The sequence below is a fragment of the Cellvibrio sp. KY-GH-1 genome (genome assembly GCF_008806975.1).
Taxonomy (GTDB): domain Bacteria; phylum Pseudomonadota; class Gammaproteobacteria; order Pseudomonadales; family Cellvibrionaceae; genus Cellvibrio.
The window spans coordinates 3282086-3302913 of record NZ_CP031728.1; the positions used below are offsets into that span (position 1 = coordinate 3282086).

A 20828-nucleotide genomic window follows, 5' to 3' on the forward strand; every position below is an offset into this window, starting at 1 on the left:
ACCTCGAAAATTTGTACACGGTTACTTTTTACATTGAGTGACCCTAGTATCAGGGGACGCAAAAGGTATACTTTCACCCTGTCGTCGCACTGTTTGTGAAGCCCTCAGCATAGAACCACTGTCATCGCCTGAAGTGAAGGCAATATAGAGCACGGCACAACCAATTAATTTCTCGGAATGATAAAAACAAAAAGCCCCCGAGCGGCTTTAGCCGACCCGAGGGAAGAGAGAGCGAGGAGAGCGCTCAGAGTTACATCACTATTGATTTAAGCCCTGATACAGTTCCGAATACTGCTTGATGATGTCGCAGCTGGGTTTATGCCAAGTCATGTGGATGACTTTGCCTTCAACATTGTTGCCCGGTGCGCCCAGCTTGCTAAGGCTGAGCTCAGCTTCATTAATTGCGCAGTAGAACTGGAAGCCGTCATTATTAGCTGTCCAGCCACCGCTGGCTTCACCATAGGGGCCAGAACACCACTGACAACCGCCCAGGGGCGTCATGCCATTACCCCACTCTAATCCGGACAGCTGCCAGGTAAGCATGCCGCCAATAGCATCGCGCTGGGCCCAAGCTTTGGCGTACCAGCTGGCAAAGTATTGGTCGCGCTGCTGCAGCGACACCTTCACAAAACTATCCACCAGTGCTTGATCAGTAAAGCTGGTGAGTTTTACCGTTTGCGCGCCAGTGGTGCGCTGCTCGTTAACCGGCCAACTGAACTCACCGATATAAGCTGGCTTGCCCAAATCGCGCGCCAAGTCCGCCAGCAGGTCAAAGTTGCCGAGGGTTTGGGCATCGGTTAAACCCCACCAAGTGGGATAAAGGTGAGCACTAATAGCGTCGATATTTGGGTCGCTATTGACGGCGCGCAGGTTGGCGTAAGTATCGCCCGCCCCTGCAGCACCAAAGGACGACTCCATACCGATAGAGACCAACTGCTGTGGCGCAATGGATTTTATGTGCGCGGCAATGCTGCTCACCCAAGCGCTAAAACCGGGCAAGTCGCTGCCAATACGCGGCTCATTGGCCAACTCCCACATCATGATGGTTGGATCATTTTTGTAGGCCACACCGGTGATGCTGTTGGTGTGATTGAGCAGATTGGTGATAAAGGCCTTGTAGATCTCGCGCCCGGGCGCACTGGCATAACCACCGTAGCTGTCGATATTGCCGAAGTAGTTCCAGTGATCGCCAAGCGACAACACCAAGCGAATACCGCGCTCCTCGGCCAGAGCCACATAATTATCAAACAGTTGGAAACTGCGGTCGATAATCGCTTGCTCCTGCGCCGTGCGCTGCGCCGCTGGCTTGCTCAAAATGAACGAGCCATTGGATTTCATATTGATGCAGACGCCGTCGTGGGTTTTGGTGTCGTTGCAGAACATCCAGGTGCGCACTACATTCATTTTTAAATGGGCGGCGCGCTCAAAGAAGTCCTTAGCCATAGCCTCGGGCTTGTACATCAAGTAATACTGATTAGAGCCGTTGAAGTAGAAGGGTTTATTGCCCAACACAAACTGCGTGCCCGAGCGCTCTACAAACTGCTTATTGGCCGATGCCCCCACTTGCAAGCGCAGGCTTTGGCTTAGGCCAGTGCCCTCAACTCCGAACTGCAGGCGATAAATGCCATCGCCCTGATTGGGGATAACCAAGGGGCTAGCACCGCTATAACTCACCGGCGCTGCACCATTGAGGCTGTAGCTCAGTTTGCCCGCACCTTGTTTAAGGTAACTGATTTGAATATTGCTACCCGAAGCCAGCTGCGCAAAGTTCGCCGGGCTTTGAATTTGCAAGCCGCCCAACAACTCCACCTTAAGGCTATGCACAGTCATGTAGCCCCAATCACCGGCGTTCACTTGAATACCGGCGCTGTGGCTGCCCTGACTTAGCATCAGAGTACGCACACTGGTCGCTGGGGTTGCTGAATTAAAGTTAGTGGCAACACCGGCACCGTCCACCATGAGCGTATTGACCTTACTGCCGCTGGGCGTGCTCCAGGTCAGGGTCAAGCGATACTCCCCCGCCATAGGTGCATTAAATGTCCAGATGGCACCACTGCCCGCAGCTTTTAATTCCACCGCATCGCCAGATAACACTGCCGCGCCCTGCAAGCTGGCGCTATTGGCGGCGTAATTCCAAGTCATCTCCGCAGGTGCCACACTGGTGGCGACCGAGCTAGTAGTTTGCACACTGCTAGAACTGACAAGGGACGACGCAGGCTGGCTCGACGCTGCCACAGAGCTGGGCACAGATGAACTTGACGCTTGTGATGTGGCCGCTGCCGAGCTAGTCGAGCCGCCAAAATAACTCGTCGCTAAAGGTACTACCGTCGCTTTAATACCGGTTGCGGAATCGACTATATCCACCCCGTGTTGCGTCAGTGAATAACTGTCGTAGGCGTTGGACATATCGAGCATGGTTTCACCCGCGCCATTGCCGCGCCAAGACCAGGCGATCCATCCCATAGATACGCTTTGCGCTTTTTGCATCAAGTAGAAATGATCAGTGGTTTTGCCACCCGCAGTGTGATTGCTACGCCCAAACTCGCCCACTACCACCGGCAACTGGGTATTGATTAGATACTGCATGCGCGTATCTATCTCTGCCGTGTTTGACCACTCGTAATAGCCATGAACCGAGAAGATGGTGTTGCGCAGTGGGTCTGCCGCCAGCACGCTGGCACCACCATCAAAGAAGTAAGGGTTGTGCCCCCAATCGCCCGCGTCTATAACCAAGGGCGCAGTGATGCCATTGTCGCGCAGGGTTTTTACCGCTTTGGCGTAGGTGTCGCGCCATACTGTTTTATCCTGACCCCATTCATTGGCGATATTAATTAGCAAGTATGGTTGGTATTTAGGGTCTTTAATCACCGCACCCCAGGTTTCCGTCCACTTACTGACGGCGTCATCGCCACCGACCACACCGTTATCAATCGCATTGGCATCGCTGCCACCAGTGATTTGATAGGTGCCGCGGCTGCCGTTCTCCCAATACATCGGCATAGCCAGCATGCGGTTGCGCACAATCTCATCGAGCGCGCTGCGCAACTGGGCGGCAGTGGTATCGGCGCGCAGTTGCAAGCGCACCACATTGGCACCGGTTTTAGCGATTTGTGCGATGGAAGCAAACTTAACCGCCGGGTCGTCACCGTATTGCAGGTTCACCCCACGCATGACCAGCGGCGTACCATCGGCTAGGTAGATAGAGCGGCCACTCACATAGATAGTTTGACGGCTGGGCGCGGAGCTGGCGGTAGAACTGCTGCTATTAGGCGCGCTGGACGCAGCGCCCATACCTGTACCATCGACGGTGTTTTTCTGGGTTTGCAGCAAATTACTGTAGGCACCGATTTTGGCGCAGACCACATCGGTGCGCGCACTGTTGCAGTAGACGGTAAACCTGTCCCAGTCGTTGTACAGGCCATCGCAAGTCCAACTGTTCAGGTTGGCGGCAGCACCCGGGTGTGACGTACGGCTGGCCTCATACTCAGGCGCAAAACAGTATTTGGTTTTGTTGCCGTAGTCGGTTTTGCCGTTGTAAGTCCAGGGCTGCATATTGTCACGCTCCCAGTAATCTAAGCCCGACAACAACCAGAGCATGGCGCCATCCAACTGCTTGGCATCCATAAGGTCGTACCACTCGCCATAAATGCGCTCGCGCTCAGCCTGGCTTACACCCTGACGGCCATCCCAAAACTGATAGTCGTACATGGCCGCCTGATCAAACTCCACCATGCGCCCAAACTCACCCAAATAAACCGGCTTGCCACCGGCGCGGGCTTTATCGATACGGCTGCTGATATAGCTTTTGGCTTCCGCTTCATTCAAGCCCCACCAATCTGGGTAGAGGTGAAAGGAGTAGGCATCAATCGCGGGATAGCTGTGATCGGCAATGAAGTCAGTACCCTCTTTATAGGCTAAAGGAATGGCCGCTTCGGCTTGGGCGCGAGTTTGCCCCTGTGCCACTAGCTCATTGCGCTGACGCTCTTCCCAAGGATTGGACGCATCAAACCCTTCCATACCGGTAGAGACCAAATGCTTGCCATCGATAGACTTAATATAGCGTGAGGTCTCGTCGATCCAGCGGTGAAATGCAGCGCGCTGCTCTTCCGTACAACCGACGCAGCGCGGCTCGTTGGCCAGCTCCCACATCATGATGCTGGGGTCATCTTTGTACTTAATGCCAGTCAAGTGGTTGGTACGATTCAACACATAGCTGATGTATTCGCGGAACCGCTGTTGCGACCAGGCATCACCATAGAATTTCGCCGCCGCTTCAACGATGAACTCATGGTCTTCTTTACCTTGCGGGCCATTGACTATAGCGGCGTTGTAATCTGCCACTGCCTTGTTGATACCATCCGGCGTAGTGGCGGTGAAACGCTCGGCATAACGCTGTTTGATCTCCACGCGATAGCATTGCAATGCTTCGTCGGCATCGGTGGTTTGACCATCGCCATCCACATCGATATTAGGTGACCAGGCCGCGTATTGGCACATGCCGCCAAAACCGCCCCAGTAGTTGGTCAGCGGCAAAATCGACTTGATGCCACGATCGCCCGCCTCCTTCAGCATAAAGTCCAACTGCTTAAAGCCCACTTCATTGAAGCGTGCCGCTGCGGTCACTTTATCGGGGTTGTTAGGCTGGAAGCAGTGACTATCGGACTGGGTGCCAGTGCCAAAAATCGGGTCCCAATAACCGGTGTAGTCGGTGCTGCCATAGTATTCACCATCGCAGAAACCCCAAGCACGCAAACTGGTCATGCCCAGATTTTTCATGTCACCCAAAACATCCAACACCATTTTGGGATGTTTGTAGAACATGAAGTATTGATTGGAACCGTTGGTGTAAAAGTATTTGCCATCCAGACCAAAGTGGCCATCGGGCGTGGCGTACACAAAGCCCGGGGTTTTCGGTGTGCCGATGACCGAGCTAAGGCTAGACGAGCTCACCGTACCAAGACTTGAGCTTTTCAATGAACTGGCAACTGAACTTGTCACCGAGCTTTTTATCGAGCTGGCAACTGAGCTATTAACCGAACTTTTTATTGAGCTAGCCACCGCGCTAGAGGCGGCACCCACTACGCCATAGGGCGCGGGCTGCTCGCTACAGGTGGTGCGTGCAATACAACTTTTTTGCTCTTCCCAACCCCAGCCCGACGGCGTGGCTTTACATAAGGGATAAAGATTGCCGTACCAATTACATTGGGCGGCAGTTGCCAACGAAGAGCCTGTGCCAGATGAGGTGGCGGCTGACGAAGGCGCTATGGATGAGGCTGCCAGGGATGAAAGTGCTGCCGATGAAAAGGCGATAGATGAACGCACCGACGAAGACTGCGCACTTGAGGAGGGTACCAGTGAAGCTGCCGAGCTCTGGCTTGAGCTACAAGCCTGCAGCCACTGCCACGCATCCCACTCATCGGCTTTATTGGGTGTTTTACCCGGGTTAATCCAATAGCGCGCTTTATACTCATCACCTTGATAGGTGATCACCTCGCCCCCTTTGTAGGTTGTACTGGAAGACCACACCACCGAAGTGCATTGCCCGGCTAATGCGGGAAGCGCACTCGCCATAGCAAAAACCCCGACAATGGAGGAACACAATTGAAGTTTCTTCATAAGAATGCCTGCTAGTTGATTTTAGAATTATCGTTACCAGCGCAAGTACTGCCCTAACACAACCCAGCCCACGCCCTAAAGCACGAGCCGCATAATTGTTATGTATTAACTTGCTTTCTCTCTTAAGCGCACTTCCTAAGCGCAATATTATGTTTCCCTTGAAGACCAACTCACCTGATTGAGAAGGGAGAGCTGAATGCAATGCTGCGATTAAAGAGTACATGTAATCGATTACACTAACAACAGGAATAAGCAGAATTGAATCTCAAAAATAGCGTTAACATTAGTATGATGTATCGCAAAACACCTTTTTATGTAGGAAGATAAAACAATCAAGTAACCAATTACATCGCACCTCATCAAAAAGACAACGCTCGCGTGGCGCAATCATCGTTCTAACCCTAGCAATGAGATTCAGGTTTGCAGCAGTAGTGCAACAACTGCGATTGATAACATGCAGATACTCAAGTCAGTAAGTGTAGATTTAAGTCGCATCGAACCGATAGATGCCAAAGACGGCGTGCCGCCGCTGGACTTAGATCATCGATTGGGCCCTTTTTGCTTTACTAATACGAGGGTGCAATGAACAAATGGAAGCGGAGAATGTTTCGCTGAGGCACGCATAGCGCCAAGCTAACCTACCTTAAAGGCCCACGCATTAACTTTGGAACAATTAGGGAGCAGATCCGATGCCATCAATTTATGATCAATACACTTGAACATTCGTTATAATTTAAGTCTGCTCGGTACTTTGTTGATTTGAATAAAAGAAAATCGCTTAGAAGAGGCGTAGATGTATACCAAAAATTGTGCTTAATGTAGGAAAAAAATCGAGTAAGCCTTTATGCTTGGCCAGTGGGTGTGCAGGATTTTGATTCCCAAGTTCAAAAAGCAGTAAATCGTTATAACAGTGTTGAAGATGTAAGCACCTTGGTAAAAGCACTACGTCAACAAGACTATCGCTCGATCAGTATGGATTTAATTTATGGCCTGCCAATGCAAACTTTGAGCAGTGTCGGTGAAACATTAAATAGAGTGATAGAACTTTCCCCCGACCGCTTGTCATTATTTAATTAGGCCCATATGCCGCATCTTTTTAAGAGCCAGCAATTAATTAGCGAGCGTGATCTCCCCCTCAGCAGAGCAAAAACTTGAACTCCTGTATATGGCGATAGAGCGGTTACAGGGCGCTGGATATGTTTATGTTGGCATGGATCATTTCGCAAAACCGGATGATAGTTTGGTACAAGCACAAAGAGCAGGAAAGTTACAACGAAATTTTCAGGGCTACCCCACTCATGGCGATTGCGATTTGCTCTCTTTTGGAGCTTCTGAGATTGGCGCATTCGGCAATGTCTATATACAAAATGCTAAGCGCGTTGAACATTATCAAAAATCGATTGACTCGGGTGCAATTCCTTTTAATAAAGGTATTGAATTAACCAGCGAAGATCTTTTGCGGCGGTTTGTAATTAATCAGTTAATTTGTCATTTCAATTTGAATTTTGCTGCTGTTGATAGTGCATTTTGCCGGGATATGCGCACTCATTTTGCTAAAGAATTATCGCAACTAAAGCTAATGATTGATGATGGAATTGACGTTCTCAATGCGGGGCGGTTGCTTATTCGGAGAATTTGTATGGTGGTTGATGAGTATCTTAATAATGCATCATCAATTCGTTACTCCAAGGTAATGTAGTCGGTAATTTTTTGGGGTAGATTTTGAGCAGGTAGTGTAATAGTGATTGGATTGCACTACCCGCTCAAGGTTGTTGACTTAGGTGTGTCCACTAGAGTTTGGAAGTCCACGTTTAATTTGGAATGGCTTTGATATTGCGCAATCCGCACTGAAGACACAGTTTCAGTAACGTCATGCGGCAGCAAAGTTTCTGCGGCAATGTTAAATACATACTGCGGGGTCAGTTCATCGGTTAAACGTAACTTCAACTGAAATACCAAATCATGCCGTAATACTCTACGTAACGCATTTTTAGACGAAGACACTATTGCCATTGCTGCATCAATATATTTCTTTGGATCGGATCTCTTCAAGATCCCAGCGTAATTTCATATGCTGGCAAAATCGGGGTAACGCATCTCTCGCTTGGGTATAGCATTACAGATTATTGTAAAAAATCGGAATCTTGCATAATACTGTCACTCATGGCGCTTAATGGCTCATGAGTGGCTTTTGCGGTTACATTTTTTGAGGCTTATTCAGATTTTATCGCGTTTGTTTGGCGCCAACTCATTAGCAATCTCCCCCCCCAGCCCAAATTTGTACACATCTGCCCTGAATAGTTATGTATACATATGCTACTTTTTGTTTAACTAAACACTTTAATTAACAATTAGTTACAGATGTACATGTATGATAGCGTTAAGGTTAGTCAGAGAACCGCGTATATCAGGTGGGGATTGAGGGAAGCTCGCCGCTGATCGCCAAGTTTTATCGCCCGGAACGCTGGAGCAATGAACAGATACTGGAAGAACACCAGTTCACCCAAGCGTTAAAGGACTTGGAGATCTCAGTCGTACCACCACTAGTCGACGATCAAGGCAACAGCCTATGCGAATTCCAGGGGTTTCGCTTTGCACTCTACCCGCGCCAGGGCGGTCATGCGCCAAACCTCGATGACTTTGATGCGCTACTCTCTCTGGGACGTACGCTCGGACGCATGCATGCCTTGGGCAAGGCACAAGCATTCCAACATCGCCCCGGGTTAGATATCCAAACCTTCGGTCGGGCGAGCTACACTTTTTTGCTCGAGCAGGACTTTATTCCGGCAAGTTTGCGCGAGTCCTATCGCACTCTGGGTGCCGACCTACTGGCGCGCTGCGATACGGTGTTCGCGCGCGTGGATTACACGCCTATCCGCCTTCACGGCGACTGTCACCCGGGCAACATTTTGTGGCGCGATGAAGTACCGCATTTTGTCGACTTTGATGATGCGCGCATGGGGCCGGCGATCCAGGATTTATGGATGCTGCTCTCGGGTGAACGCGACCAGCAGACGGCGCAGATGAGCGAGATACTGGAGGGTTACCGCGAGTTTTGCGATTTTGATCTGGCCGAACTGCAACTGATCGAAGCCTTGCGCAGCTTGCGTATCATGCATTACAGCGCCTGGCTGGCGCGTCGCTGGACCGACCCGGCCTTTCCCCGGCATTTTCCCTGGTTCAATACCGAGCGCTACTGGGGCGAGCATATTCTGGAACTGCGCGAACAGCTGGCGGCACTCAATGAGCCACCATTAGTCATTTACTAGTAACAAGCGGTTGGAAATTTAACATTCACCCCCAATAATGGTTTTCTGATCTGATTGATTGTTTGGAGTATTCCCATGACTGCATCTGCACCCGCCCTGGTGGTCGATAGCCTCTGGGAATCGATTCGCCTGCAAACCCGCAAACAGGCGGAGTCAGAACCGGTATTGGCCAGTTTCCTCTATTCCACCATCCTCAACCATGACTCACTGAAAGCCGCGCTTAGCTTTCATCTCGCCAATAAACTGGATAGCCCTGCTTTACCGGCCATGCTAATTCGCGAAGTGATTGAAGAGGCCATGGGCAAAGATGACCGTATTATCGAAGCGATCCGCGCTGATTTACTCGCCGTGAGTGAGCGCGACTCAGCTTGTTGCTCGCTGGTAACCCCGCTGCTCTTTTTCAAAGGCTTTCACGCGCTGCAGGCCTACCGCGTGGCTCATTGGCTTTGGCAACAGGGGCGCAACTCGCTGGCGCTATTTCTGCAAAACCGTATCTCGTCGGTGTTTGCGGTGGATATCCACCCCGCTGCACAAATCGGTAAGGGCATTATGTTTGACCATGCGACCGGTATAGTGATCGGCGAAACCGCTGAGGTAGAAGACAACGTCTCCATCATGCAGTCAGTGACTCTGGGGGGCACCGGTAAAGAGGCGGGCGACCGTCATCCCAAGGTACGCAAAGGCGTGTTAATCGGTGCTGGAGCCAAAATTCTTGGCAATATTACCCTGGGTGAATGCGCCAAAATTGGCGCTGGAAGCGTGGTATTGAAAGATGTTCCCTCCCGCGCGACAGTTGCGGGTGTACCTGCGCAAATCATCTGCGAAACCCAGTGCTCACAACCATCACGGGAAATGGATCATTTGATTCGCTAACCACTCATCTACAAATACCAAATCCACAAACACCAAACAGCCTAGCTGGCGCCGGGAATTTAGTTTCGTCGCCAGATACGTTTTCTTTGCCTCTGCGCTGCCCCAGAATAATCCTCGCGCACCAAAACATTCCCCCTTATTGCTCATTTATAGGTCGAAATCGCCAGCTATAACCGGAAATTCGCCTTTGGTCTGATATTTGCTCAACTGCAATTCCAAGACCGAGGAGAAGAAGCATGCAATACACTAAGCCGATGATTGATTTGGTGTACGAGATTCGCCGTCGCGTTGAGCCCGATGTAAAACCGGGTGTGAAAATGGCGAACCCGGAGCTGCTTAAGGAATTAGCGGATTACTACCAAAGTGCCAAAGACACTATTCTTAAAACCCTGATCAAAGAACTCCTGTCTCTCGCAGGTACACAGTGGCTGGGACTGATACAGCCAGTGTCGGCTACCGCAATCAAAGCGGAACCAGCCCCGAAAACCGATTTACCGAAACAGGTCGTTAAGGTCTATCGCGGGCAGACGATATTGGTTGACGCGCCCCGCCCGGAGCTGCTGGCCGCTGCGCCGGCCAAGCCAGTTCGCATGTACCGCGGCCACCCGGTGGATTGAGCATCCATTTCTGGACGATAAGAGTGTCAACAGCCACAATTACAAGGACTGGCCCAGCCAGTAACTTTTAATTGTGAGCACTATGAGCAAACTTTTTGAAAATGAGTGGCTGCGCACTCTGGCGATAGCCTGTGGGCTCATTTTATTGAGCAGCCAACTGCACGCTGAAACCTCGGCACGCATTGGGGTCCTGCCGGACATTCAAGCGGATTATCGTCAATTTTTAGGGGAGCGCAGCCCGACCGCCGTTGATTATTACGGCGGCCTTCATGCACGCCGCGATGTAATCGACCTGATACTGATGCAGCAGGCGCTCGCTCTTGGCGGCTTTACTCAGCCGCTGCAGTTTTTCGCGGAAGAAAACTATTTCCGCAGCATTCGCAATGTGCTCGACGGGAAAACACTCACTGTCAGCGGCACCATCTGGTATCAGGATCTGGAAGACCAGCGGGACAAAGTACATATCACACCGCCATTGGTATTGGATGGGCAATTTACCGTTGGCTTTTACACATCTGCTGATAACCTCAAGGCTCAAGAGAGTAAAACGCTTGCCCAGTTAACCCAGTTGAAAGTGGTGACCAGCCGTCAGTGGAAGCCGGATTTGATTACGCTTGAATCCATGGGATTTAATAAAATTATGTTCACACCCAATTGGGTCAATATGGCGCGCATGATAAATGCCAAGCGTGTGGATTTAACTTTGTCGCCGTTTGCAATGAACCCGGAGCAGGAAATTGTGGTAGACGGAATTCGCTTGGTGCCGATTAAAGGCGTGAGGGTTGCAATTAGAGGGAGCCGTCATTGGCCGGTGAGCAAAACCCATCCGCTTGGCGATGCATTTTATCAAGCGTTGAGTAAAGGCATTTCACAACTGCGAGCCAATGGTACCATTGAACGCGCTTACCGCGAGTGCGGATTTTTTCATCCAGAGCTGGCGAGCTGGCAATTATTAAATCCGCCAGCCGCCAATTAACTATTCAACTATTATTTTTGTTGTTGCTGTTTCAGCAAATCGCGAATTTCTGTGAGCAACACTTCTTGCGCACTGGGAGCAGGCGGCGGAGGGACATCTTTCGCTTTCACTTTATTGATGACTTTAATCAGCATAAAAATCGCAAACGCGATAATTGTGAAATCAATAATAGTCTGTAGAAATTTACCAATAGAAATGACCACCGCCGGAGTCGCTCCTTCGGCTTCTTTTAACGTAATAACTAAATCACTAAAATCTACCCCGCCGATCAGCAATCCAATGGGGGGCATAATCACATCTGCCACAATGGATGTGACGATTTTTCCAAAAGCAGCGCCGATAATAATACCGACCGCCAAATCCACCACGTTGCCGCGCACTGCAAATTCTTTAAAATCTTTAATAAAGCTCATAGCTCTTCCCCTTTATGTGTTGGTTGAGCGCGCACATGCGCTGCAACTTTTATAGCCTATAACGTTCTGAAAACCAAACGGTAATTGCAAAAACGCCACCCCGGTCATTCATCTTCACGCAGCGCGTAAACTTGCGGATAACCTTGCTCATCTACCGCGACCTGCAACACTATAGGCCGGCAGCAAACCTGACAATCTTCAACATAAGTTTGCTGATCGATAGAGCAATCTACCAACACGCTGATTGGCTCGCCGCAATAAGGACAATCCAGACAACATTCCTCAAGTAAACTCATGACAATACTCCTATGAACAATGCGAGTTAATAGGCAGCCGGCAAATCAATTCCCAATTCATTCCAGATTTCATCTACACGGTTTTTAATTTGCTGGTCCATCACAATCGGAGTACCCCATTCGCGCGTCGTTTCACCCGGCCATTTATTGGTCGCATCAAAACCGATTTTGGAACCCAACCCGGAAACCGGCGAAGCAAAATCCAGATAATCGATGGGAGTATTTTCCACCATAAGCGTATCGCGTGCCGGATCCATGCGCGTAGTCATCGCCCAGATCACATCTTTCCAATCCCGCGCATTGACGTCGTCATCGGTAACAATCACAAATTTGGTGTACATGAATTGCCGCAAGAAGCTCCAAACCCCCATCATCACGCGCTTGGCGTGACCGGGATATTGTTTCTTCATGGTAACTACCGCCATGCGGTAAGAACAACCTTCAGGCGGCAAATAGAAATCCACGATTTCCGGGAATTGCTTTTGCAGAATTGGCACAAATACTTCGTTCAAAGCCACACCGAGAATGGCAGGTTCATCTGGCGGACGGCCAGTGTAAGTGCTGTGATAAATTGGATCGCGGCGATGTGTAATTCTCTCGACGGTAAATACCGGGAAATTATCCACCTCATTGTAATAACCGGTGTGATCACCAAACGGACCTTCGGGGGCCATATCATTCGGGGCGATATAACCTTCCAGGATAAATTCGGCCGATGCAGGTACTTGTAGATCATTGCCAATACATTTCACCACTTCGGTTTTGTCGCCACGCAATAAACCCGCGAAGGCGTATTCAGAAAGTGTATCGGGAACTGGTGTGACCGCACCAAGAATAGTTGCCGGATCAGCCCCCAGTGCAACAGCAACCGGAAAAGGTTTACCGGGGTTCTGGATTTGGAACTCGCGAAAATCCAATGCGCCGCCACGATGCGAAAGCCAGCGCATAATCAAACGGTTCTTACCGATTTTTTGCATCCGGTAAATACCGAGATTTTGGCGCTCTTTGTGCGGCCCACGCGTAACCACTAATGGCCAGGTCACCAGCGGTGCCGCGTCACCTGGCCAGCAGGTTTGAATCGGAATTTGATCGAGATCGACCGCCGCGCCTTCCAGCACAACTTCCTGGCTGGGCGCATTGCTCAACACCTTGGGCGCCATATTCAAAACCTGTTTGAAAATTGGCAATTTCTCCCACGCATCTTTAAACCCTTTCGGCGGTTCCGGCTCTTTTAAAAAGGCGAGTAATTTTCCCACATCGCGCAAGGCATCTACCGATTCTTGCCCCATGCCCAACGCAACGCGTTCAGGCGTACCAAATAAATTTCCCAACACAGGAATCGAATAACCTTTAGGGTTTTCAAATAACAGCGCTGGGCCACCGGCACGCAATGTGCGGTCGCAAATTTCAGTCATCTCCAGATTGGGATCGATTTCCTGCTTGATGCGCTTTAATAATCCGCGCGCTTCCAGCAGAGCGATAAAATCGCGAAGGTCTTTATATTTCATGTGGTGAAAACTCACGGGGCGAAAAAGCAAAAACGCCTTCCGCCGTTGGTAGAATTGGCGGAAGGCGTTTCACATTCCGCCCTGCAAATTTACTTTATGTAGCGTTTATTTGCGCTTCATAGACTGGAAGAATTCGTCGTTGGTTTTAAAGTCTTTCAGCTTATCGAGCAGGAATTCAGTTGCCGGAACATCTTCCATATCGTTCAGCAAACGACGCAAAATCCACGCGCGTTGCAACTCATCTTCTTTCATCAACAAGTCTTCGCGACGAGTACCTGAACGGCGCACGTTGATCGCTGGATAAATACGCTTTTCAGCGATCTTGCGATCCAGGTGCAATTCCAGGTTACCGGTACCTTTAAACTCTTCGTAAATAACCTCGTCCATTTTGGAGCCGGTATCTACCAGAGCAGTAGCGATAATACTCAAGCTACCACCTTCTTCGATGTTACGTGCAGCACCGAAGAAACGCTTTGGACGCTCAAGTGCATGGGCATCCACACCACCGGTCAATACTTTACCGGATGAAGGAATTACGGTGTTGTAAGCGCGCGCCAGACGCGTAATAGAGTCGAGCAAAATGACAACGTCTTTCTTGTGTTCAACCAAGCGCTTCGCCTTTTCAATTACCATGTCCGCCACTTGTACGTGACGTGCTGGCGGCTCATCGAATGTTGATGCAACCACTTCGCCACGCACCGAGCGCTGCATCTCGGTAACTTCTTCCGGACGTTCGTCAATCAATAACACAATTAAATGACATTCGGGGTTATTGCGCGTAATCGCCTGCGCAATATTTTGCATCATGATGGTTTTACCCGCTTTTGGTGGTGCAACGATCAGTCCGCGCTGGCCTTTCCCGATAGGGGCAATCAAATCGATGATACGACCGGTGAGATCTTCGGTAGAACCGTTACCGGCTTCAAGCAAGAGGCGAATATTGGGAAATAGCGGAGTGAGGTTTTCAAACAGAATTTTGTTGCGGGAGCTTTCCGGTTTGTCGAAGTTAATATCGTTAACTTTCAACAGGGCAAAATAACGTTCGCCTTCTTTCGGTGGGCGAATCTTGCCAGAAATGGTGTCGCCGGTGCGCAGGTTAAAGCGGCGAATCTGGCTGGGTGAAACATAAATGTCATCGGGGCCTGCAAGGTACGAACTGTCTGCAGAGCGCAGGAAACCAAATCCATCTACCAAAATTTCCAATACACCATCGCCGTAAATATCTTCGCCACCTTTTGCATGGCGCTTGAGGATATTAAAAATAATGTCCTGCTTACGCGAGCGGGCGATATTTTCCAAACCCATTTCGTGGGCGATATCAATTAATTCTTCAATGGGTTTCTTTTTAAGGTCGGTTAGGTTCATAGGAGAGACTTTATGGATGGATGTGAGTGTTGCAGATAGTGACTTTTCAAATACGAATAATTACGAACTAATAATTGCAATCTAATAATAATTACTTAACAAAAGTTAGCCGGAAAAATGTCGGTTAACGACTTGTTGTTTATAAAAAGGTTTGCACTTTTGCTGTTATTGTCGCTGCGCCGGGGATTGAACTTTTCAGATAAATTCCAGGATGCAAGCTTGCCAGCCCAAGGTAACAGGTTCAATTAACTTATCAATTATTTATACAGTGAATTGACGGGCTAACTGACAAATCCAAAACTTCAGGATTCCAAGGACAAGGTTAACAGCAGGAGTAAGGGTTTGTTCGTCTGGTTATTGTGAATCAGGCAGGCGATTCGAGGAGGAACAAACATCAGGTTGGGTGGAGTATAGCCAGAAAAAACGCACAGTGCAAAAACAAATTGGGCCGTTTTTGTAACGGCCCGATCAGTTTTAAAGTGAACTATTGATAAAATCAACCAGCTGCGGCTTGCTCAGCGCACCCACTTTCGTCGCATGGGCGGCACCATTTTTGAAGATGATCAGGGTTGGAATGCCGCGAATACCAAATTGTGCGGGAGTGTCCTTGTTTGCATCCACGTCCATTTTGGCGATCTTGATTTTGCCTTCAAACTGTTCAGCCAGGTCATCCAGAATCGGGGCAATCATCTTACAAGGGCCACACCACGCCGCCCAAAAATCTACCAATACTGGCAAATCAGCCTTCAAAACATCCTGCGCAAAGCTCGCATCGCTTACATGAACAATTGCATCACTACTCATAAGAAACTCCAAACCTTGCGGTTAATTAGTGGCGGGATTATCCCAAAACAATGAAGGCATCATAAGGATTGCCCCAGGTACAGGCAAGGAGAAAAAACCAATTATTGCCATAGGGGAACGCTATGCGCCGGGTGCGCTTCGCTCGCGCCGAACCACTCCAACCCCCTCAAATGCGCCGTAGAGATTGTCAAACGTGACTGGTTTGGACAGGTAATAGTTCATACCGCTGGCAAAGACCGCCTCTCGATGCTCCTGCAGGGCGTGGGCAGTCAGTGCAATGATAGGAATGGCCGACAGGCCTTCGCGCCGCTCAAAATCCCGGATACTCTGGGTTGCCTCAAAACCATCCATTTCCGGCATTTCACAGTCCATCAAGATAAGACTGAAAGCCTCGTGCGCCAATTTCACCGCCGACAACGCCTCCACACCATTTTCCGCAAATTGCGGCACGATATTGAGCTTGCCAAGCAAGCCTTTAATTACCATGCGGTTGACCGGGTTATCCTCGGCAACCAGTACACGTAAATGGGCGAACTTTTCCGGATCATGCACCTTGCGCTCTTCCGGAGCCACCGGCGGCGCCTCATGCCCGGTCAGGGCAATCAGTTCCTGTTGTAGCAGTTTAATTGAGATAGGTTTGCGCAAAATAGAATGTATGCCCAGTCGACGTACATGCGCCTGATCATGATAGACATCCCCCGCGCTAAACATAAATAAAGGCAAATCGCCTAACTCGGGGATATCGCGTACCCCTTGGGCAAAATCAAAGCCATTGGTATCCGGCAATGCATAGTCGAATCCCACAAAATCGTAAGGCTCACCCGAGTGCATGGCGTGTTTGATTTGCGCCAACGCTGCTTTAGCAGAGGATGCCGTTTCAACATACCCCCCCCAAGCCACACAGTGATGCGTTAAAAAATCGCTCAGGGTGCGACTGGCCTCCACCAACAACAATTTTTTTGCAATCAGGGATTCATACTTCGCTTGGTTGCGCGCGGAATTCCAATCGCAAACATCCTCGATGCCCATGCGCGCGGTAAACCAGAAAGTTGCCCCCTGACCTTTAACACTTTCAACCCCTATATCGCCCTCCATCAACTCGGCGAGACTTTTGCAAATCGCCAGCCCCAAACCCGTACCGCCGTATTTGCGCGTCGTGGAGGCATCAGCCTGGTTAAAAGAGTCGAATAAATTCGTGGTGTTACTGGTATCCAGACCTATGCCGCTATCCTGCACCACAAACCGGAGCGCAACTTTATGATCAACAGGCTCTGCTGCCAATTGCACGCGCAAGGAAACAAAACCCTCGCTGGTAAATTTAAAGGCGTTGCCGAGTAAGTTAATAATAATCTGGCGCAAACGCGTCGGATCGCCACGCAACCACCGCGGCACCCCCGGCTCAAGACCGCCAAACAATTCAATCTGCCGCTTGTTTGCCGTTGCGCCAAATAACTGCACACAGTTTTCTACCAGCTCATCCAACTCAAAGGTGGTTTCCTCCAAGCGCATTTTCCCGGCTTCGATTTTGGAGTAATCGAGAATATCGTTAATGATGCTTAATAGAGTTTCACCGGAGCGATGAATAACATCGATATAATGCTTTTGGTTGTCATCTAGCGGGGTGTCACGCAGCATTTCCAGCATGCCGATAACACCGTTCATCGGCGTGCGGATTTCATGGCTCATCGTGGCCAAAAACTGGCTCTTGGCACGACTGGCATCTTCCGCTGCATTTTTCTGTCGACGCGTTTCCAGCTTCTCTTCTTTTTCTGTTAACAACGCCATTTCAATAGCGTGGCGCTGTTCAATATCATCGAGCAGGGTTTCGCGCATGTGGTTGATTGCATTGACCACATTATCCAATTCGTCAGACGCGGAATTGACTTTCAGACGTTTTAGTTTCAGCGGCTTGGTGAGCGTTTCCAGATTCAAATTGCGTGCGTAATTAGCAATAGTTTTGATATGGCGTGTGAGCAGTGCATGGACCAGCCAAACGATAAACAGCGCAATGACCAGAGTTTTGGTGCCCTGTACCAGCGCGATAAAAAACGCACGCTCCCACAATTTATCGTAAATGCTGCTCAGGCTCGCGGTGATAGTCAACGTGCCCAATTGTTGCTCGGGGGTGCTGGCGTCTTCGTAGACCAAAGGGTAGGAACGCACCAGAAACTGGCTACGCTTATTTTCCAGATCCTTGGGATCGTAATTGTAATTGCTGGCAACCAGGGTTTGCTCGGTATTGTTCCAGTCATGCCACACCACTTTGACCTGCACCACATCATCAACCGCCAACACGCTATTGATCTGGATATTAAGCTGCTCCTGGTCAAAGCCCCACAGGCTTTTCGTGATACTGGCGAGGGTGCTGATACGCACCTGATCCAAGCGTTTTTCCAACGCGGCGATATCATCGTTAAAGTTGCTATGCAACTGCAGGAGAATGGCAATCAGGGTGATAATCGAACTGCTGATAATAATCAGCCCAAGCAGGCGCGCCGCTATCGGATTTTCACGCATGTAGCGTCTCAGGTTGGGCATCTCGGCAAACCACAGCAAAATACAAAATGAAATGACAGGATGCCCTGAGTGTAGCAGCAAAAACGACTCTACTTATGACAATTCGCGCAGGTACATTAACAACTCACCAAATCAGTCGCTAACTGACGTAACCGGATTGCAGGTGCAGCAAGATACGCTCGGCGCGGACTGAGAATTCTTTTCGCTCGCGCTCGTCCAGTTGCTCCGCTAACGCGTTGACGTAATGCCGCAACCCCGAAGGACTGGTTTTGCCAGAGCTCAACCACCGCTGGAAAACCATCTCCAATCGGGCTTGCCCGCCGGCGCCGGACCGCTCAAGAAACACCTTATCCAACTGTTCAATTACGCGGGTGACCACAGGCAAAATTTTGTGGGGAGTGGGATGGGTTGTAGATGCAGATCGTTGCATATAAATCTCCTTGTCGTCTCATGATTTGAGTTAAGACGATCCGCCTTCTTTCGCCAAGACTGTTTGGGAATAAACGGATTTTTTTAAACTGCCTCGCGCCGCAAATGAAAAGACAGAATCCGCCTAAAAAAACCCTCCCAAGTGTTGGTGAAACAAGCTATTTTTTGCTGGCAGATGTATTACAATGCGTGCGCCTCCCGCTGCTTTCTGGCAAGCCTTGTGCAAGCACACGCGTGCGGCAGGACATCTTCAGACAATTATTACCCCACTTGTATTTTTGTATGAGCAGGATAAATGCCGCCAGGGTTATTCGTGTGCGCGCAAATCGCAGTCGCCAAACAAGGGGAATAGTTCAGAACCAAGGTGCAACAGGCACATAAGCCCGGGAACCAGCCACCTTTAAAAATACGGAAATTCAACGACTACAATCAATGCTGACCCGAAACATCGGGACGCTTTTTTTATTTAACGAGACACCTTAATCCGACGCGGAGACAATTGGATGAGCATGTTGTTTAACAACACCAGGTTTGAAAGCACGAGCAAGGCAAGCGCCAGATTAATCCGCCGCTGCAGCCTGACGGCCATTGCCCTGAGCTGCGCTTTAGGGATTGGCGCCCAAGCCCAGGCACCAGCACAACCCGCCGTTGCGCCCGCCTCTGCAACTGAGATTGCCCAACCCGCCCTCTTTGATGCCATAGCCTCACGTGCAAAATTGCTCGCCAAACGCGAATACAAACCGCTCCAGGCAAATATTCCCGAAGCACTGGCCAATATGAATTATGACCAGTACCGTTCGATCCGTTTCCGCCCGGAAGCGTCCCTGTGGCACAACGAATCCCTATTTGAACTGCAATTGTTCCACCCCGGTTTTCTCTACCGCGAACCTGTTGTCCTGCATATGGCCACCGATGGCCCGGATTCGTTCGTGCAATTCAAGCAAGAGTATTTCAATTACGATGGCCCGGCTGCACCGCTCGCCGGCGTAGCTCCCAATAACATCGGCTTTGCCGGCTTCCGTATTCACTACCCGCTCAACAGCAATGAATACAAAGATGAGTTTGTGGTTTTCCAGGGTGCGTCTTACTTCCGCATGGTTGGCCCAGGTTTGGCCTACGGTTTGTCGGCGCGCGGGTTGGCAATAGATACCGCCGAACCCAAGGGCGAGGAATTCCCGGTATTCCGCGAGTTCTGGCTGGTGAAACCCAACCCCACCGACACCCGGATGGTGATGTATGCGCTGCTGGACAGCCCTTCGATCACCGGCGCTTACCGTTTTGAAATCATGCCGGGCGCCCCTACTGAAATGGCGGTCGAAGCCCGCATTTTCGCCCGTAAGGATATCCTCAAAGTCGGCATAGCGCCTTTAACCAGTATGTATATGTGGGGCGAGAACCACACGCGCTTCGTGGATGACTTCCGCCCTGAAGTGCACGATTCCGACGGCCTGCTAATGGCCGCTTCCAATGGTGAGTGGATCTGGCGCCCGATCAGCAATCATCGCCAACTGCGTGTTTCTTCCATGCTGGATGAAAATCCGCGCGGCTTCGGTTTGCTGCAGCGCGATCGCGATTTCGACCATTACATGGATATGGAAGCGCGCTACGAAAAACGCCCGAGTATGTGGGTAATCCCCGAGGGCAACTGGGGCAAAGGTCGCGCCGAACTGGTGGAAATCCCGAGCGACAGCGAGACCAATGACAACATCGTTGCCTATTGGGTACCGTCAAAAGCCATGAAAGCCGGCTCTAACGCCACCTATAAATATCGCTTACGCGCCATGGATGACCATGTCATCGAGAACACCGGTGCCAAAGTTATCCGCACCCGTATCGGTTGGGGCGCCAACCCCGGCCAGGCTAACCCGCCCCCAGCGTCCAAGCGCAAATTTGTCATCGACTTCCGCGGTGGCGAACTGGACAACCTCTCTGCTGATGCACCGCTGGTAGCGGAAATGCAAAAATCCGCTGGCAATGTCAGCGAACTGGTAGTCCGCCAGCTACCTGATGGCCGCACGTGGCGCGCTTCATTTAAATTGGAACCCGAAGGCGATAAAGTTGCCGATATGAGACTGTACCTGAAATTGCGCGACCAGCGCTTAAGCGAAGTCTGGAGCTATGTCTGGTACCCGGACGCAATTTAAT

The 20828-nt window shown here is 50.3% G+C and carries 15 protein-coding genes and 1 pseudogene; 7 read left to right on the top strand and 9 right to left on the bottom strand.

Annotated elements, in window-relative coordinates; all coding sequences use genetic code 11:
- Window positions 1-258 precede the first annotated feature (258 nt).
- On the bottom strand, window positions 259-5616 hold the full coding sequence (locus tag D0C16_RS13975; RefSeq protein WP_062064441.1) for a cellulase family glycosylhydrolase: 5358 nt from the start codon (window positions 5614-5616) through the stop codon (window positions 259-261).
- An 861-nt stretch (window positions 5617-6477) separates the two neighbouring features.
- Between D0C16_RS13975 and D0C16_RS24460 the strand changes: the two genes are divergently transcribed.
- Both D0C16_RS24460 and D0C16_RS13980 read left to right on the top strand, forming a co-directional pair.
- On the top strand, window positions 6478-6693 hold the full coding sequence (locus tag D0C16_RS24460) for a hypothetical protein (RefSeq protein ID WP_225318681.1): 216 nt from the start codon (window positions 6478-6480) through the stop codon (window positions 6691-6693).
- 46 nt (window positions 6694-6739) lie between these two features.
- Complete coding sequence (locus D0C16_RS13980) at window positions 6740-7315, top strand: hypothetical protein (RefSeq protein WP_225318682.1); 576 nt, start codon at window positions 6740-6742, stop codon at window positions 7313-7315.
- A 56-nt stretch (window positions 7316-7371) separates the two neighbouring features.
- Here D0C16_RS13980 and D0C16_RS13985 read toward each other — a convergent pair whose 3' ends face one another.
- Window positions 7372-7668, bottom strand: a complete 297-nt coding sequence (locus D0C16_RS13985) for a hypothetical protein (RefSeq protein WP_151032916.1) — start codon at window positions 7666-7668, stop codon at window positions 7372-7374.
- A 341-nt stretch (window positions 7669-8009) separates the two neighbouring features.
- On the opposite strand from D0C16_RS13985, the pseudogene D0C16_RS13990 reads away from it, so the two are divergent.
- The 4 genes and pseudogenes from D0C16_RS13990 to D0C16_RS14005 form a co-directional block, all read left to right on the top strand.
- Window positions 8010-8885 (top strand): annotated as a pseudogene (locus tag D0C16_RS13990) (serine/threonine protein kinase); the annotation flags it as partial.
- 75 nt (window positions 8886-8960) lie between these two features.
- Window positions 8961-9758, top strand: coding sequence for a serine O-acetyltransferase (cysE, locus tag D0C16_RS13995; RefSeq protein ID WP_151032918.1), 798 nt, complete (start codon window positions 8961-8963; stop codon window positions 9756-9758).
- A 236-nt stretch (window positions 9759-9994) separates the two neighbouring features.
- Window positions 9995-10375: a hypothetical protein gene (locus tag D0C16_RS14000; protein ID WP_151032919.1), complete on the top strand. Its 381-nt coding sequence runs from the start codon at window positions 9995-9997 to the stop codon at window positions 10373-10375.
- An 82-nt stretch (window positions 10376-10457) separates the two neighbouring features.
- On the top strand, window positions 10458-11351 hold the full coding sequence (locus D0C16_RS14005; protein ID WP_151032920.1) for a hypothetical protein: 894 nt from the start codon (window positions 10458-10460) through the stop codon (window positions 11349-11351).
- 11 nt (window positions 11352-11362) lie between these two features.
- Here the strand turns inward: D0C16_RS14005 and mscL are convergent, their stop codons facing one another.
- The 7 genes from mscL to D0C16_RS14040 form a co-directional block, all read right to left on the bottom strand.
- Window positions 11363-11764 (bottom strand): large-conductance mechanosensitive channel protein MscL, encoded by a 402-nt coding sequence (mscL, locus tag D0C16_RS14010; RefSeq protein WP_151032921.1) that lies wholly within the window; start codon window positions 11762-11764, stop codon window positions 11363-11365.
- Between the two features lie 104 nt (window positions 11765-11868).
- Complete coding sequence (locus D0C16_RS14015; RefSeq protein ID WP_151032922.1) at window positions 11869-12060, bottom strand: CPXCG motif-containing cysteine-rich protein; 192 nt, start codon at window positions 12058-12060, stop codon at window positions 11869-11871.
- Between the two features lie 26 nt (window positions 12061-12086).
- Window positions 12087-13568 (bottom strand): 4-hydroxy-3-polyprenylbenzoate decarboxylase, encoded by a 1482-nt coding sequence (ubiD, locus tag D0C16_RS14020; protein WP_151032923.1) that lies wholly within the window; start codon window positions 13566-13568, stop codon window positions 12087-12089.
- A gap of 105 nt (window positions 13569-13673) precedes the next feature.
- On the bottom strand, window positions 13674-14933 hold the full coding sequence (gene rho / locus D0C16_RS14025) for a transcription termination factor Rho (RefSeq protein ID WP_151032924.1): 1260 nt from the start codon (window positions 14931-14933) through the stop codon (window positions 13674-13676).
- Window positions 14934-15407: 474 nt separating this feature from the next.
- A complete protein-coding gene (gene trxA, locus D0C16_RS14030; protein ID WP_151032925.1) occupies window positions 15408-15737 on the bottom strand; it encodes a thioredoxin TrxA in 330 nt (109 codons plus the stop codon).
- Window positions 15738-15857: 120 nt separating this feature from the next.
- The gene (locus D0C16_RS14035; protein ID WP_191968491.1) at window positions 15858-18275 is read right to left on the bottom strand and encodes a response regulator; all 2418 of its coding nucleotides are present in this window, start codon (window positions 18273-18275) and stop codon (window positions 15858-15860) included.
- A 118-nt stretch (window positions 18276-18393) separates the two neighbouring features.
- Window positions 18394-18684 (bottom strand): hypothetical protein, encoded by a 291-nt coding sequence (locus D0C16_RS14040; protein ID WP_151032926.1) that lies wholly within the window; start codon window positions 18682-18684, stop codon window positions 18394-18396.
- Between the two features lie 502 nt (window positions 18685-19186).
- Here D0C16_RS14040 and D0C16_RS14045 point away from each other — a divergent pair.
- Window positions 19187-20827: a glucan biosynthesis protein gene (locus D0C16_RS14045; RefSeq protein ID WP_151032927.1), complete on the top strand. Its 1641-nt coding sequence runs from the start codon at window positions 19187-19189 to the stop codon at window positions 20825-20827.
- Window position 20828 lies beyond the last annotated feature (1 nt).